The sequence below is a fragment of the Agrococcus terreus genome (assembly GCF_014645235.1).
In the GTDB taxonomy this organism is placed as follows: Bacteria; Actinomycetota; Actinomycetes; order Actinomycetales; family Microbacteriaceae; genus Agrococcus; species Agrococcus terreus.
Genome location: NZ_BMLM01000001.1, coordinates 392,279 through 407,438 on the forward strand (window position 1 = coordinate 392,279; position 15,160 = coordinate 407,438).

14 protein-coding genes and 1 tRNA gene are annotated in these 15,160 nt (G+C 73.5%); 12 read left to right on the plus strand and 3 right to left on the minus strand.

Annotated elements, in window-relative coordinates; all coding sequences use genetic code 11:
• Positions 1-31 precede the first annotated feature (31 nt).
• From IEW90_RS01960 to IEW90_RS01990, 7 genes are all read left to right on the plus strand, one after another.
• Positions 32-571: a TetR/AcrR family transcriptional regulator gene (locus tag IEW90_RS01960; protein ID WP_229679446.1), complete on the plus strand. Its 540-nt coding sequence runs from the start codon at positions 32-34 to the stop codon at positions 569-571.
• Between the two features lie 73 nt (positions 572-644).
• A complete protein-coding gene (locus IEW90_RS01965) occupies positions 645-1,517 on the plus strand; it encodes an alpha/beta hydrolase (RefSeq protein WP_229679447.1) in 873 nt (290 codons plus the stop codon).
• A gap of 106 nt (positions 1,518-1,623) precedes the next feature.
• On the plus strand, positions 1,624-2,673 hold the full coding sequence (gene lplAB, locus IEW90_RS01970) for a lipoate-protein ligase LplAB (protein WP_188715478.1): 1,050 nt from the start codon (positions 1,624-1,626) through the stop codon (positions 2,671-2,673).
• Positions 2,674-2,731: 58 nt separating this feature from the next.
• A complete protein-coding gene (locus IEW90_RS01975; RefSeq protein ID WP_188715480.1) occupies positions 2,732-3,364 on the plus strand; it encodes an antibiotic biosynthesis monooxygenase in 633 nt (210 codons plus the stop codon).
• A 22-nt stretch (positions 3,365-3,386) separates the two neighbouring features.
• The gene (locus tag IEW90_RS01980; RefSeq protein WP_188715482.1) at positions 3,387-4,265 is read left to right on the plus strand and encodes a TerC family protein; all 879 of its coding nucleotides are present in this window, start codon (positions 3,387-3,389) and stop codon (positions 4,263-4,265) included.
• Between the two features lie 62 nt (positions 4,266-4,327).
• Positions 4,328-4,618, plus strand: a complete 291-nt coding sequence (locus IEW90_RS01985) for a GNAT family N-acetyltransferase (RefSeq protein ID WP_188715484.1) — start codon at positions 4,328-4,330, stop codon at positions 4,616-4,618.
• A gap of 103 nt (positions 4,619-4,721) precedes the next feature.
• Positions 4,722-4,792 (plus strand) — tRNA-Gly (locus tag IEW90_RS01990).
• Between the two features lie 253 nt (positions 4,793-5,045).
• Here IEW90_RS01990 and IEW90_RS01995 read toward each other — a convergent pair.
• Both IEW90_RS01995 and IEW90_RS02000 read right to left on the minus strand, forming a co-directional pair.
• On the minus strand, positions 5,046-5,534 hold the full coding sequence (locus IEW90_RS01995; RefSeq protein ID WP_188715486.1) for a hypothetical protein: 489 nt from the start codon (positions 5,532-5,534) through the stop codon (positions 5,046-5,048).
• A 187-nt stretch (positions 5,535-5,721) separates the two neighbouring features.
• Positions 5,722-6,636, minus strand: a complete 915-nt coding sequence (locus IEW90_RS02000; RefSeq protein WP_229679448.1) for an EamA family transporter — start codon at positions 6,634-6,636, stop codon at positions 5,722-5,724.
• A gap of 137 nt (positions 6,637-6,773) precedes the next feature.
• Here IEW90_RS02000 and IEW90_RS02005 point away from each other — a divergent pair, with 137 nt between their 5' ends.
• Genes IEW90_RS02005 through IEW90_RS02015 form a run of 3 tightly spaced genes read left to right on the plus strand, consistent with a single transcriptional unit; the run spans position 6,774 to position 9,386 of the window.
• Entirely contained in the window at positions 6,774-7,823 is a 1,050-nt protein-coding gene (locus tag IEW90_RS02005; RefSeq protein WP_188715488.1) for an ABC transporter ATP-binding protein, read from the plus strand.
• Positions 7,820-8,869, plus strand: coding sequence for an ABC transporter permease (locus tag IEW90_RS02010; RefSeq protein WP_229679449.1), 1,050 nt, complete (start codon positions 7,820-7,822; stop codon positions 8,867-8,869). The genes IEW90_RS02005 and IEW90_RS02010 overlap by 4 nt, the downstream gene beginning before the upstream one ends.
• Before the next feature lie 40 nt (positions 8,870-8,909).
• Positions 8,910-9,386, plus strand: a complete 477-nt coding sequence (locus IEW90_RS02015; protein ID WP_188715490.1) for a YbaK/EbsC family protein — start codon at positions 8,910-8,912, stop codon at positions 9,384-9,386.
• 120 nt (positions 9,387-9,506) lie between these two features.
• On the opposite strand, the gene IEW90_RS02020 is transcribed toward IEW90_RS02015, so the two are convergent.
• A complete protein-coding gene (locus IEW90_RS02020; protein ID WP_188715493.1) occupies positions 9,507-10,280 on the minus strand; it encodes a methyltransferase domain-containing protein in 774 nt (257 codons plus the stop codon).
• 136 nt (positions 10,281-10,416) lie between these two features.
• Here IEW90_RS02020 and glgX point away from each other — a divergent pair, with 136 nt between their 5' ends.
• Both glgX and treY read left to right on the plus strand, forming a co-directional pair.
• The gene (gene glgX / locus IEW90_RS02025) at positions 10,417-12,771 is read left to right on the plus strand and encodes a glycogen debranching protein GlgX (RefSeq protein WP_229679450.1); all 2,355 of its coding nucleotides are present in this window, start codon (positions 10,417-10,419) and stop codon (positions 12,769-12,771) included.
• Positions 12,772-12,814: 43 nt separating this feature from the next.
• The gene (treY, locus tag IEW90_RS02030) at positions 12,815-15,160 is read left to right on the plus strand and encodes a malto-oligosyltrehalose synthase (protein WP_188715498.1); all 2,346 of its coding nucleotides are present in this window, start codon (positions 12,815-12,817) and stop codon (positions 15,158-15,160) included.

The following is a 15,160-nucleotide window of genomic DNA, read 5'->3' on the forward strand; positions in this document are numbered from 1 at the left end:
GCGGATGCGCGGGCGGCCTATCGTGGAGCGCGTGAGCACTCGCGATCGCGCGATCCGGGCGGCCGTCGAGCTGCTCGGCACCGAGGGCGCGCACGCGCTCACGCACCGACGCGTCGACGACCGCGCTGGCCTCCCCGCCGGTTCGACCTCCAACCACTTCCGCACCCGCGCGGCGCTCGTCGACGGCGCGGCCGACGGCATCGTCGGGCCCGAGCTGCGCGGGCTCGAGGCGGCCGTGCACCCCGCGGATGCGGCCGAGCTCGTGGAGCAGCTCGCCGCGCTCGTCGAGCAGCTGACGGGGCCGATGCGGGTGGCGACGACCGCGCGGCACGTGCTGTTCCTCGAGGCCACGCACGACGCGCGCGTGCGCGAGCGGCTGAGCGCCGACCGCCCCGCCTACGTCGCGGGCGTCGCCGCGGTGCTCGAGCGGCTCGGCGCGGCCGAGCCCCGGGTGGCGGCCGAGGCGCTCGCGGCGACCTGCGAGGGCATCATCCTGCACCGCATCGCGCGCGGCGACGACTCCGACCCGCGCCCCGTGCTCGCCGTCGCCGTGCGGGGCGCGCTGGGCTGACCGCGCGCGGATGCTCGCGTCCGCCCGCGCCGCGGCCCCGGATCGGGCAGGAGCCGCGGCGTAGAGTGGCGCCGTGCAGATCACCGCCCTCCGCGACGAGTCGACCTTCGTCGACCTGCAGGGCGTGACGATCCACGAGTACCGCTGGAAGCCGGGCCGGCCCAAGGGCGCGATCCTGCTCGCGCACGGCCTCGGCGAGCACGCGCTCCGCTGGGAGCACGTCGCGCAGCGGCTCGTGAACGCGGGCTACGCGGTGCACGCCATCGATCAGCGCGGCCACGGCGCCACCGGCATCGAGCAGCACGGCGGCGACCTCGCGAAGCTCGGCAGGCTCGGGCCTGGCGGGATGCGCGCCGTCGTCGGCGACCTCGTCACGGCGCTGAAGCGCATGCGCGGCGCCCACCCGGGCCTCCCGGTGGGGCTGCTCGGCCACTCGTGGGGGTCGCTGTCGACGCAGATCCTGCTCGACCGGCACTCCGAGCTCGTCGACGCCGTCGTGCTCTCGGGCACCGCGCTGCGGCTGCCGGGCTCGATGAACGCCGGCGACCTCAACGCCCGCCACGCGCACCTCGGCGGCACCGGCTACGAGTGGCTCTCGCGCGACCAGGCCGTCGTCGACGCGTTCGTCGCCGATCCGCTCACCTTCCCCGCGAAGGTGCTGCAGCTGTTCGGGCCGATCGAGGGCGCGCGGCTGTTCGGCGTGCCCTCGCGGCTCGCGCATCCGATCCCGCTGCTCATCGTCGGCGGCTCCGACGACACCCTCGGCGGCCCGCGCTCCATGCGCCGGCTCGCCGACATGTACCGGCGCCGCGGCGGCCTCGACGACGTGACGGTCACCGTCTACCCGGGCGCGCGCCACGAGATCGTGAACGAGATCAACCGCGCGAAGGTGCTCGACGACCTCGTCGAGTGGTTCGACGCCCGCCTCGTCCCCACCCAGCAGTAGAGCGGCCCCTCTCCGCCGGTCGAGCCGGACGGCGGCGCAGCCGCCGCCCGAGTCGAGACGACCCTGCGCAACTGCAGCGGGCCGGCGGCCGACGTAGGCTGGCCCCATGCACGGCGAGTACAAGGTCCCCGGCGGCAAGCTCGTGGTCGTCGACCTCGAGGAGCAGGACGGCCGCATCGCCGGCTTCCGCCTCGCGGGCGACTTCTTCCTCGAGCCCGACGAGGCGCTCGGCGCCATCGACGCCGCCGTCGAGGGCCTCCCCACCTCCTCCACCGCCGCCGAGATCGCCGCCGCGATCCGCGCCGCCCTCCCCGAGGACGCCGTGCTGCTCGGCTTCACGCCCGAGGCGGTCGGCGTCGCGATCCGCCGCTCGCTCCAGCACGCCCGCTCGTTCGCCGACTACGAGTGGACGATCATCGACGACGAGCCGCGCCTGCCCATCCAGCACGTCGCGCTCGACGAGGTGCTCACGCAGGAGGTCGGCGCCGGCCGGCGCGGGCCGACGCTGCGCTTCTGGAACCTCTCGGGCCCCGCCGTCTACATCGGCTCGTTCCAGAGCTACCGCAACGAGGTCGACCCCGGGAACGCCGCGAAGCACGGCATCCCGGTGCTCCGCCGCATCACGGGCGGCGGGGCGATGTTCTCGGAGCCCGACAACGCCATCACCTACTCGCTGTACGTGCCGGGCGACCTCGTGCAGGGCATGAGCTTCCAGGACTCCTACGCGTTCCTCGACGCGTGGGTGATCGAGGCGCTCAAGGGCCTCGGGATCGAAGCGTACTACGCGCCGCTCAACGACATCACCTCCGCGAAGGGCAAGATCGGCGGCGCCGCGCAGAAGCGCCTCGCGGGCGGCGCTGTGCTGCACCACGCGACCATGTCGTACGACATCGACGCCGACAAGATGACCGAGGTGCTGCGCATCGGCAAGGAGAAGCTGAGCGACAAGGGCACGACGAGCGCGAAGAAGCGCGTCGACCCGCTGCGCTCGCAGACCGGCATGACGAAGGCCGACGTGCAGGAGGCCCTCAAGGGCACCTTCCGCCGGCTCTACGGCGGCGCCGACGGCGCGCTCACCGACGCCGAGCTCGCCGCGGCCGACGACCTCATCCTCACGAAGTTCGACACGGAGGCCTGGCTGCACCGCGTCCCCTGACCTCGGCCGTGACGCGCGCGACACGAGCGCGTCACGGAATCGCGGCATCCTGGGAGGCATGTCGCAGCCCATCACCGTCGCGATCGAGCGCCGCATCGATCCGTCGCTCCACCTGTACGCCCGCACCTGGCTCCAGCAGGGCATCGACCTCGCCTCCACCCGGCCCGGCTTCCTCGGCGCCGGCTGGGTCGAGGAGGCGCCGGGCAGCGACACCTGGCACATGCTCTACCGCTTCGACGACGCGGACCGCCTGGCCGAGTGGGAGGACTCCGAGGAGCGCCGCCGCTGGCTCGACGCCGGCGCCGCGTTCGCGCACGAGGCGCGCGTCGAGCGCCGCACCGGCATCGAGGGATGGTTCGACGCGGTCGAGGGCGTGACGCTCCCGGGCGAGCAGGTGCAGATCCGGGTGGAGGAGCCGGCCCCGCCGCGCTGGAAGCAGGCGGTCACCGTGTGGGTGGCGTTCTTCCCGATGAACCTGCTCACCACGTGGCTGCTCTCGTTCATCCCCGGCTTCGCCGAGCTGCCGCTGTGGCTGCGGCTGCTCATCGCCACGCTGCTGCTCACCCCGGTGATGGTCGGCTGGGTGCTGCCGTTCGTCACGCGGCTCTTCCGCCCGTGGCTGCGGCGGGGCATCGCGCCGCACGAGGCCGCGCCGGACCGGGATCCGGACTCACAGCATCCCGACGCCTGACCTGCTTACGATCTGAGGCCTGATGGACTTCTCACTCGAATTCACGCCCGATCTCATCGCGATCTTCCTCACGCTGTTCGTGCTCGAGATCGTGCTCGGCGTGGACAACGTCATCTTCATCTCGATCCTCGCCTCGAAGCTCCCCGAGGAGCAGCAGGCGAAGGCCCGCACCCTTGGCCTCACGCTCGCGATGGGCATGCGCGTGCTCCTCGTGCTGCTCGCGGGCTGGATCATCACGCTCGACGAGGACCTCTTCGAGGTGTTCGGCATGGGCTTCTCGGGCCGCGAGCTCGTGCTCATCGCGGGCGGTGGCTTCCTGCTCTACAAGGCCGTGCACGAGATCCACCTGAAGCTCGAGGGCGAGGAGGAGCACGGCGCCTCGGCGGTGCGCGCGACGTTCGGCGCGGTGCTCGCGCAGATCCTGCTCATGGACCTCGTCTTCTCGCTCGACTCGGTCATCACGGCCGTCGGCATGACGAGCAACATGGTCGTCATCATCGCCGCCGTCGTCATCTCGTTCGGCATCCTGCTGTTCGCCGCGAAGTACATCTTCGAGTTCGTGAACCGCCACCCCACGGTGAAGATGCTGGCGCTCTCGTTCCTGCTGCTCATCGGCGTCTTCCTCGTGGCGGAGGGCTTCGGCATCCACATCGAGAAGGCCCTCATCTACGGCCCGATGGCGTTCGCGGTGCTCGTCGAGGTGCTCAACCTCGCGTACGCGCGCAACCGTGCCAAGCGCAAGGGCAAGCAGCAGGCCGAGCCGGTGAAGCTGCACGACACGATGCACGAGACGAAGCGGCCCGTGGCGGCCGGCCAGGCGGCGCCCGCCGCCGGCGCCGACGTCGCCGCGCCCGAGGTGCCGGGGGCCGACCAGCCGCCGCGCCCCGGCGACACCCCGTAGCGGAGCCCTCCGCGAGCGGCGTCGGCCTTGTCGGCCGGCGCCGCTCCGGCTTGGATGGGAGCATGAGCGACCACCAGCACGTCGTCGTGGGCGACGACACCGACCGCGGCCGCTACGAGGCGCACATCGGCGATCGGCTCGCCGGCGTGCTCTCCTACGTCGACGACGAGCGCGGCCGCGTGCTGCAGCACACCGTCGTCGGCGAGGCGTACGGCGGGCACGGCGTGGGCAGCGCGCTCGCGGCGTTCGCGATGGCGGATGCGCGGGAGGCCGGTCGCCGCATCGTGCCGCAGTGCACGTTCGTGCAGGGCTGGCTGCAGAAGCACCCGGAGCACGGCGACCTCGTCGCCTGACCTCTCGCCGCTGGTCGAGGAGCACGCCGCCGGAGGCGGCGCGCGTCTCGAGACCACTCCCCAGCCAGTTGGCGTACGATGATCCCGGCCGCATCGCGGCTGCGCGGATGTAGTTCAATGGCAGAACTTCAGCTTCCCAAGCTGATAGCGCGGGTTCGATTCCCGTCATCCGCTCTCTCAGGCCCGGTCCCAGACCGGGCCTTCGTCCGCTCCTGACGGGAATCGAACAGACGAGCGGCCTTCGGCCGCGCTGGTCGAGGGCTCCGCGCCGACCACGACGCCCGCCCGCACTACCAGCGCAACGACTACCTCGGCTGGTTCGCCCGTGCCGCGACGAGACGCGCCAGCAGCGCATCCGGCAGATGCTCGACGAGCTCCGCGAGGGCGGCGTCTCCGTGCCCATGCCGCACGCCCCGTCCCGCCGGCGCTAGTCGGTCCCCGGCACCTCGAGCGGCTGCAGCACGCCCGCCTGCAGCCACAGCATCGGCGCGACGACGGCGAGCGTCGCGCACAGCAGCAGCGCGATCACGACGACGACGTACTGGATCCGTCGCCGCCCGGCCGAGATGCGCCGGAAGCCCCATGCGATCGGGATGCCCACGAGCGACACCATGAGCGCGACAGTCGGCGCCACCCAGTGCGGCACGCATGCCAGCACCGCCAGCAGCGAGACGCCGATCGCGACCGGCAGGATCGACGGCTCGCGCCGGGCGCCCGCCGGGTCCTCGGGCGGCGCCTCCCACGGCAGCTCCGGCACGGGCACGCCCGACACGGGCTCGACCATCCGCCGCTCGCGCGGCCCGCGCACCCACGCGGACGCCTCCGAGCGCGGCTCCGCCCGCGGCGCCTCGCGCGGCCGCGACCCGGGCCGCGCCCAGCGCGAGTCGCCGCGCCCCTCGCCCGACTCGTCCGCCATGCCCTCATCGTCCCACCCGCGCCTCCGCGCCTCCCGCCGCACATGTGCAGGGAACGGTCGTCCTGGAGGTCTCAGGACGGCCATTCCCTGCACATCTGCGCCCGGATGGCGAGCGGCCGGCGGCCGGGCCGGGAGGGCGAGACGGACGAGCGCGGAGCGGGCGCAGGTCGGGAGAGGTCGGAGGGTCCTACGGCAGCGGCGGCAGCTGCCCGGTCGTGGGCGGCGGCTCGCGCCGCGCTCGCGCCGCCGAGAGCGCGACGCCCACGGATGCCGCGATCACGAGCGCCAGCGCCAGCAGGTCGAGCCCGCCGAGCGCCTCGCCCAGCACCAGCAGCCCGAAGATGCCGGCGGCGGCCGGCTCCATCGCCATGAGGATCCCGAACACGCGCGTGGGCACGCGCCGCAGCGCCAGCAGCTCGAGCCCGTACGCGATCGCGCTCGAGAGCATCGCGATGCCGAACGCGGGCAGCAGCACCGACGGGTCGGCGAGCGTCGACGAGATCGCGCCAGCGGCGCCGAAGGGCGCGACCACGACGGCCGCCACGACGAGCGCCCCCGCGAGCCCGCCCATCCCGGGCACCCGCTGCCCGACCGCCGCCGACGAGAGGATGTAGAGCGCCCAGAACCCGCCCGCGCCGAGCGCGAGCAGCACGCCCACCGGGTCGAGGTCGCCGCCGACCGCCTGCGCGCCGATGACGCCCACGCCGATCGCCGCGAGGCCCACCCACGCGACGTCGACGAGCCGTCGCGACTGCACGAGCGCGAGCACGAGCGGGCCGATCAGCTCGAGCGTCACGGCGAGCGCGATCGGGATGCGCGGCAGCGACAGGTAGAAGAGCAGGTTCATGCCCGCGAGTGTCACGCCGAGGGCGAGCACCGCGCGCCACGCGCCGGCGTCCCAGGAGCGGATGCGCGGCCGCGCCACGAGCAGCATGACGGCCGCCGCGAAGACCAGCCGCAGCAGCGTCAGGCCCGCGGGGTCGATGCGGTCGAAGACGGTCTTCGCGATCGAGCCGCCCAGCTGCACCGACGAGATCGCGCACACCACGAGCAGCACGCCGACGACCATGCCGCCGGGGGAGAGGCGGGGGATGCGCGGCACCCGTCCAGCGTAGGCGCGCGCGGGTGACGCACCGGAGGCGGGCCCGGCGCGGGCGGCGGCCGGTGCCGCACCGGATGGTCACCGCGCGTTCGCCGAGTCGTCGAGGACTCCTCGCGTCCCGGCCCTATGCTCGCGCCATGACCACCACGCCGCCGGCGCCCGACGGCGCCCCGGAGCCGGTCCCGGCTGGCCCGGCGTTCGTCGATCCGCTCGCCGGCCGGCCCGAGCCGCCGGCGCTCGACGCGGGCGGCATCGTGGTGCGCGACGTGCGCCGCAGCTTCGGCCAGGTGCACGCCGTGCGGAGCATGACCTTCCACGCGCGCCCGGGCGAGGTGACCGCCCTCATCGGCCCGAACGGCGCGGGCAAGACGACGCTGCTGCTCATGCTCGCGTCGCTCCTCGCGCCCGACACGGGCGACATCCGCATCCACGGCGCCGACCCGGTGCGCGACCCGCACGGCGTGCGGCGCGCGATGGGCTGGATGCCCGACGTGCTCGGCACGTGGCGCACGCTCACGCCCCGGCAGATCCTCACGACGGTCGGCCGCCTCCACGGCATGCGCGCCGCCGAGGCCCGGGCACGCGCCGACGAGCTCATCGTCGTCGCTCGGCTCGACGAGCTCGCGAACCGCGCGAGCCGCGTGCTCTCGCGCGGCCAGCAGCAGCGGCTCGGCCTCGCCCGCGCGCTCGTGCACCGCCCGAGCGTGCTGCTGCTCGACGAGCCCGCGGCGGGCCTCGACCCCACCTCGCGCCTGCAGCTGCGCGGCCTGCTCCGCGACTTCGCCGCCGAGGGCGGCACCGTGCTCGTCTCGAGCCACGACCTGTCGGAGCTCGACGAGATGGCCGACGACGCCGTGTTCGTCGACCGCGGCGAGGTCGTCGGCGCCGAGCGCATCGTGCTCGCCCGCCAGGCCGCGCGCGAGTGGCGCATCCGCGCGCTCGACCCGCGGCGCCTCACGCTCGAGCTCTCGCGCATCGGCGTCGCCTTCGACCGCGTGCGCACCGTCGGCGACTCCGCCTTCGTCGCGCTCGACCGCGACGAGCACGCCGCCGAGATCCTCGCCAGGCTCGTCGGCGCGGGCGTGCCGATCATCCACTTCGCGCCGGCCGTCGGCGAGATCGAGCGCACGTACCTCGGCCTCGCGGGCGACGCCCCGGGCGCGCACCGAGCGGGAGGACGCGCATGAGCGCCTGGTTCCGGATGCTCCGGGTCGTCGTCGGGCTCGAGCTCGCGCAGCGCGTGCGCTCGGTCGCCTGGTACGTCCTGCTCGGCATCGTCGCGGTCGTCGTCGGCGGCATCGTCGTCATCCTCTTCGTCTCGCTGTCGGGCTGGCAGCAGGACATCGGCGGCGCGATCTTCTCGACGACGATCTTCCTCGTCATGCTCGTCACCTCGCTCGTGACGCCCGCGCTCAGTGGCGGCGCGATCAACGGCGACCGGGATGCGGGGGTGTTGGCGTCCACGCAGGTCACGCAGGTGACGTCGATGCAGCTCGTGCTCGGCAAGGTGCTCGCGGCCTGGATCGCGTCGCTCGGCTTCCTCGCGGTGTGCGTGCCGTTCATGATCGGGTCGGCGCTGCTGGGCGGGCTGCGCCTCGAGGCCGTGGCGCTCAGCATCCCCATCCTCGTGCTCGAGATCGGCGTCGTCTCCGCGATCGGCGTGGGGCTCTCGGGCGTCATCCGCAAGCCGATCCTGTCGACGGTGGTCAGCTACCTCGTGGTCGCCACGCTCAGCGTCGGCACGCTCATCGGCTTCGGCGTGGGCGCGGTCGCCGCCACCGAGGAGCAGCAGTGGCCCGACATCGCGTGGGAGTACGACGAGGACGCCGCCGGCGTCACGGAGCGCTGCATCGAGACGGGGACCACCTACCCGCAGACGGTGCAGCGCTACGACCGGGTGTGGCTCTTCCTCGCCGCGAACCCGTACGTGATCGTCGCCGACGCCATCCCGCCGAGCTTCGACCAGTACGGCTATCCGGACGACCTGTTCGGCCAGATCGCGTTCGGCGTGCGCCAGGCGCAGATCCCGCAGGAGCCGACGACGTGCGCCGACTTCTCGTCGAGCTGGGAGCCGGACGCCGACCAGGGCCGAGAGGTCTTCGAGTCGACCGTGCCGAGCTGGTTCGCGGGGCTGGCCCTGCACCTGGCGCTCGCCGCCGCGGCGGTGTGGGGCGCGGTCGCGACGACGCGCACGCCGGCGCGGACGCTGGCGCCGGGCAGCCGGATCGCCTGACCGGGGCGACGTCGGCGGTGTCGGCGGGCAGGATGGGGGCATGACGACCCTCCCCGCCCGCGCCGCCGGCATCCAGCAGCGGCTCCACGAGCTCGGCATCGACCGCGAGGTCATCCGCTTCGACGAGGGCACCCACACCGCGAAGGCGGCCGCGGCCGCGCTCGGCATCGAGGTGGGCGCGATCGCGAACTCGCTGATCTTCTGGATGGCGGATGCGCCGCTGCTCGTGATGACGAGCGGGCGGCACCGCGTCGACCTCGAGCGGCTCGCCGCCGACCTCGGCGCCGGGCCGATCGTGCGGGCGACGCCCGAGCAGGTGCGCGCGGCCACCGGCCAGGTGATCGGCGGCGTCTCGCCGCTGGGCCACCCGGCGCCGATCCGCACGATCGTCGACGTGGCGCTGCGCGACTACCCGCTGCTGTCGGCGGCTGCCGGCACGGCCGACACGGTCTTCATGCTCAGCTACGAGGAGCTGGTGCGCATCACGGGCGGCGAGGAGCGCGTCGTCGGCGACTGAGCCCCCCGCTGGTCGAGGAGCTGCCGGCGCAGCCGGCCGCGTCTCGAGACCACCCGCGCGGCGAGCACCTCGCCATGCTGCGGTTTCGACACGCTCGGCCGCCTGCGGCGGCGGAGCGGCTCAACTGGAGGAGCGCCGCCCCACCGCGAACACCCGCCGGAACGGCAGCACGACCCGCCCCTCCGCGTCCGCCGGGTACGCCTCCCGCAGTCGCGCCTTGAATCGCTCCTCGAACACGGGCCGCAGCGCATCCGGCAGCGCCTCGAGCACCGGCCGCGCGCCTGTGCCGCGCACCCACTCGAACACGGCGTCCGGTCCTTCGAGCACGTGCAGGTACGTCGTCTCCCACGCGTCCACCTCGAGACCGAGGTCGCTGAGCGCGCGCAGGTAGGTGGCCGCGTCGTGCGCGTCCGGCCGCGCTGCGCGGCCGGTGTGCGCGACGAACTCGGGCTCGGCGGCCACCTCGTCGCGGAGCACGTGGCTGGGCTCGGCGAAGTTCCCGGGCACCTGCATCGCGAACCAGCCGCCTGGCGCGAGCGCCTCGACGAGCCGCGGCAGCAGCGCGAGGTGGTCGGGGATCCACTGCAGCGCGGCGTTCGTGACCAGCACGTCGACCGGATGCTCGGGCCGCCACTCGCGCGCGTCGGCCAGCGTCCACCGCACGCCGCCGATCGCGGCCGCGCGCTCCAGCATCTCGGCTGAGCTGTCGACGCCCTCGACGTGCGCGCCGGGCCAGCGCTCGGCGAGCAGGCGGGTGAGGGTGCCGGGGCCGCAGCCGAGGTCGACGACGCGCTCCGGCGCCTCCGCCCCGACGCGCGCGACGAGCTCGACGAACGGCCTCGCCCGCTCGTCGCCGTAGACGAGGTACTGCGTCGGATCCCAGCGGTGCGCCATGGCGCCTCCCAAGTATCTTGACGTCAAGATATCTGCCCGGCAAGCGACCGGCAAGGTGCCGGCGCCACGGTCGCCGCGCGGCGGGCACACAGCGGAACGCAATGTCCGCGAAACGCCGCTCCGTAGAGTGGGCCGGGTGACCTCCAGCACCCCTGCAGACTCCGCCCTCGCGGTCTGGCCCGGCCAGCCCTACCCGCTCGGCGCGACCTTCGACGGCACCGGCACGAACTTCGCGCTCTTCACCGAGTCGGCCGAGCGCGTCGAGCTGTGCCTGTTCGACGAGGACGACGTCGAGACCCGCGTCGAGCTCACCGAGGTCGACGCCTTCGTCTGGCACGCCTACCTGCCCTCGGTGCAGCCCGGCCAGCGCTACGGCTACCGCGTGCACGGCCCCTACGACCCCGACCAGGGCCAGCGGCACAACCCCAACAAGCTGCTCCTCGACCCGTACGCGAAGGCGACGAGCGGCTCGATCGACTGGGGCCAGCCGCTCCACAGCTACGACTTCGGCGACCCCTCCTCGCGCAACGACGAGGACTCCGGCCCCCACATGGTCAAGGGCGTCGTCATCAACCCGTTCTTCGACTGGACGGGCGACCGCTACCCGCGGCGGCCGTACAACGAGACGATCATCTACGAGGCGCACGTCAAGGGCCTCACGCAGACGCACCCCGAGGTGCCCGAGAGCCTGCGCGGCACGTACGCGGGCATCGCGCATCCGGCCGTCATCGCCCACCTGAAGAAGATCGGCGTCACCGCGATCGAGCTCATGCCGGTGCACCAGTTCGTGCACGACGCGACGCTGCAGGAGAAGGGCCTCCGCAACTACTGGGGCTACAACACGCTCAGCTTCTTCGCCCCGCACGCCGAGTACGCCGCCACCGGCGAGCGCGGCCAGCAGGTGCAGGAGTTCAAGGCGATGGTGAAGGCGCTCCACGCCGAGGGCATCGAGGTGATCCTCGACGTGGTCTACAACCACACCGCCGAGGGCAACCACATGGGCCCCACGATCAGCTGGCGCGGCATCGACAACGCGGCCTACTACCGCCTCGTCGACGACGACAAGCAGTTCTACATGGACTACACCGGCACCGGGAACAGCCTCAACGTCGGCCACCCGCACGCGCTGCAGCTCATCATGGACTCGCTGCGCTACTGGGTCACAGAGATGCACGTCGACGGCTTCCGCTTCGACCTCGCCGCCACCCTCGCCCGCGAGTTCTACGACGTCGACAAGCTGTCGACGTTCTTCGAGCTCGTGCAGCAGGATCCGGTGATCAGCCAGGTCAAGCTCATCGCCGAGCCGTGGGACATCGGCCCCGGCGGCTACCAGGTCGGCAACTTCCCGCCCCAGTGGACGGAGTGGAACGGCAAGTACCGCGACGAGGTGCGCGACTTCTGGCGCGGCGAGCCGACGGCGCTCGGCGAGTTCGCCAGCCGCCTCGCCGGCTCCGCCGACCTCTACGAGCACTCGGGCCGGCGCCCGGTCGCCTCCATCAACTTCGTCACGGCGCACGACGGCTTCACGCTGCGCGACCTCGTCTCGTACAACGAGAAGCACAACGACGCCAACGGCGAGGACGGCAACGACGGCGAGAGCCACAACCGCTCCTACAACTACGGGGTGGAGGGGCCGACCGACGACGCCGAGATCCTCGCGATCCGGGCGCGCCAGCAGCGCAACTTCCTCGCGACGCTGCTGCTCAGCCAGGGCGTGCCGATGATCCTGCACGGCGACGAGCTGGGCCGCACCCAGCACGGCAACAACAACACGTACGCGCAGGACTCCGAGATCGCCTGGATCGACTGGTCGAACGTGGACCAGCCGCTCATCGAGTTCACCGCCGCGGTGGCGAAGCTGCGCCGCGACCACCCGACGTTCCGCCGCAAGCGCTTCTTCACCGGCAACACGGTGCGCACGGGCGACGGCGAGCGCCTCAACGACATCGTCTGGCTGCGGCTCGACGGCACGCCGATGGAGCCCGAGGACTGGGACGGCGCCGCCGACAAGGCACTGGGCATGTACCTCAACGGCAACGGCATCGCGGGTCGCGGCAGCCGCGGCGAGCGCGTCGTCGACAACCACTTCCTGCTGTACGTGAACGCCTCCGAGGAGGAGCGGGAGCTCGAGATCCCGGCCGAGGAGTACGCACGCGCCTGGGACGTGCTCATCGACACCGGTGCGCGCGAGTCTCGCGAGGAGGCGATCGTCGCCGGCTCGTCGGGCCGGCTCGCGCCGCGCTCGCTCGCGCTGCTGCGCGAGCACATCCCGCCGGTCGACGCCGACTACTCCGTCGCCGCGTCGGTCGCGGCGAGCACGGGCAGCTCGGCGCCGGGGCCGGTCTCGACGCCTGACGCCCGCCACGGCGACGCGACCCCGCTCGGCTCGCGCCCGCCGCAGGCGGCGCCCGGTGACCCGGTCGAGCCCGGCCGCGACGCCACCATCCCCGTCGAGCCGGAGTCCGAGCCCGGCGAGCCCGACCGCGGCTGAGCCCGCGCCGCCACCCGAACAGCACCGAGCGAAGGAGCCATCCGTGCACGCGCCGAGGAGCACGTACCGCCTGCAGATCAGCGAGGACTTCACCCTCCACGACGCGGCCGCGCGGCTCGAGGCGCTGCACGACCTCGGGGTCGACTGGGTCTACCTCTCGCCCATCCTCGAGGCGGAGCCCGGCTCGAACCACGGCTACGACGTCGTCTCGCACGAGCGCATCGACCCCGCGAGGGGCGGCCGCGAGGGGCTGGATGCGGTGGCCGCCGAGGCGCGCAGGCTCGGCATGGGCGTGCTCGTCGACATCGTGCCGAACCACGTGGGCGTCGCGACCCCCGAGCACAACCGGTGGTGGTGGGAGCTGCTGCGCGACGGCCGCGACGGCGCGCGGGCCGAGGCCTTCGACGTCGACTGGGATGCGGGCGACGGGAAGCTGCTGCTGCCCATCGTCGGCGACGACGACTGGTCGGAGGACGGCACGGTCGGCCACCTGGAGCTCGAGGAGCCGGAGGCCGGCGGCGAGCCGGCGCTGCGCTACTGGGACACCCGGCTGCCCGTCGCGCCCGGCACGGGCGAGGGCACCGCGCAGGAGGTGCTCGAGCGCCAGCACTATCGGCTCGTCCACTGGCAGCAGGGCGACGACCGCCTGAACTACCGCCGCTTCTTCGCCGTCACGACGCTCGCGGCGGTCCGCGTCGAGCTGCCCGAGGTGTTCGACGCGACCCACGCGGAGATCGGCCGCTGGTTCGACGAGCGGCTCGTGCAGGGCCTCCGCGTCGACCACCCCGACGGCCTCCGCGACCCCGCTGGGTACCTCGACGACCTCGACCGGCTCACGGGCGGCGCGTTCGTGCTCGTCGAGAAGATCCTCGAGCCGGGGGAGGAGCTGCCGCGCTGGGCGACGGCCGGCACCACCGGCTACGACACGCTCGGCCTCATCGACCGGGTGCTCACCGACGGTTCGGCCGCCGAGGCGCTCGACGACCTCGACGCGCGGCTGCGCGGCGAGCCGGTCGACTGGCACGAGCTCACCCACCGCACGAAGCGGAGGATCGCCGACGGCATCCTCCGCGCCGAGGTGCTGCGCCTCGAGCGCGAGGTGCGCGCGGCGGATGCGTGGGGCGACGCGGGCGCGCCCGCCGACGCCGCCGACGCGATCGCCGAGCTGCTCGCGTGCTTCCCCGTCTACCGCTCCTACCTGCCCGAGGGCCTCGAGCACCTCGGCGCCGCCGCCGAGCGCGCCAAGCAGCACCGGCCCGACCTCGCCGAGACGATCGACGCGCTGCTGCCCGTGCTCGGCAACGCCCGCCAGGATGCCGCGCTCCGCTTCCAGCAGACGAGCGGCATGGTGATGGCGAAGGGCGTCGAGGACACCGCCTTCTACCGGTACTCGCGCCTCACGAGCCTCAACGAGGTCGGCGGCGACCCCGACGTCTTCGACGTCACGGTCCACGACTTCCACACCGCGATGGGCCGCCGGCAGGCGGAGTGGCCGCACGCGATGAACGCGCTCTCGACGCACGACACGAAGCGCGGCGAGGACGTGCGCGCCCGCATCACCACCATCTCCGAGCTCCCCGGCTCGTGGGAGGCGCTGCTCGATCGCCTGCTCGTGTTCGCCCCCCACCGCGGCAGGGCGTTCGCGAACCTGCTGCTGCAGGCGGTCGTGGGCGCCTGGCCCGCGAGCGAGGAGCGGCTGCTCGCCTACATGGAGAAGGCGGCGCGCGAGGCGGACGCCATCACGCACTGGACGGATCCCGACGAGCGCTACGAGCGGCATCTCGCCGAGCTCGTGCGGCACGTCGCCGCCGAGCCCGCGAAGGGCGACGTCGAGGCGTTCCTCGCCGAGACCGAGGCGGGCTTCCGCGCCAACGTGCTCGCGGCGAAGCTGCTGAACCTCACCATCCCCGGCTTCCCGGACGTCTACCAGGGCTCGGAGGCGCTCGAGCAGTCGCTCGTCGACCCCGACAACCGCCGCCCGGTCGACTGGGCGCGCATGGATGCGCTGCGCGAGGCCGCGCGCGAGCCGATCGCCGAGGGGTGGGACCTCGAGGTCGCCAAGGTGCGGCTCGTGCGCGAGGCGCTGCGGCTGCGGCGCGAGCACCCGGAGCGCTTCGAGCGGTACGAGCCCGTGCGGGCGTCCGGCGAGGCCGAGGACCACGTGGTCGCGTTCGACCGCGGCGGGGTCGTCGCGGTCGCGACGCGCCTGCCGATCGCGCTTGCCGCGCGCGGCGGCTGGGGCGGCACGACGCTGCACCTGCCGCCCCGCGGCGACGACGCCGTGCGCTGGCGCGACCTGCTCACCGGCCGCGAGGTCGACGGCGGCGAGGCGCGGCTGGCCGACCTGCTCTCGACCCTGCCGGTCGCGCTGCTCACCGTCGTCGACTGA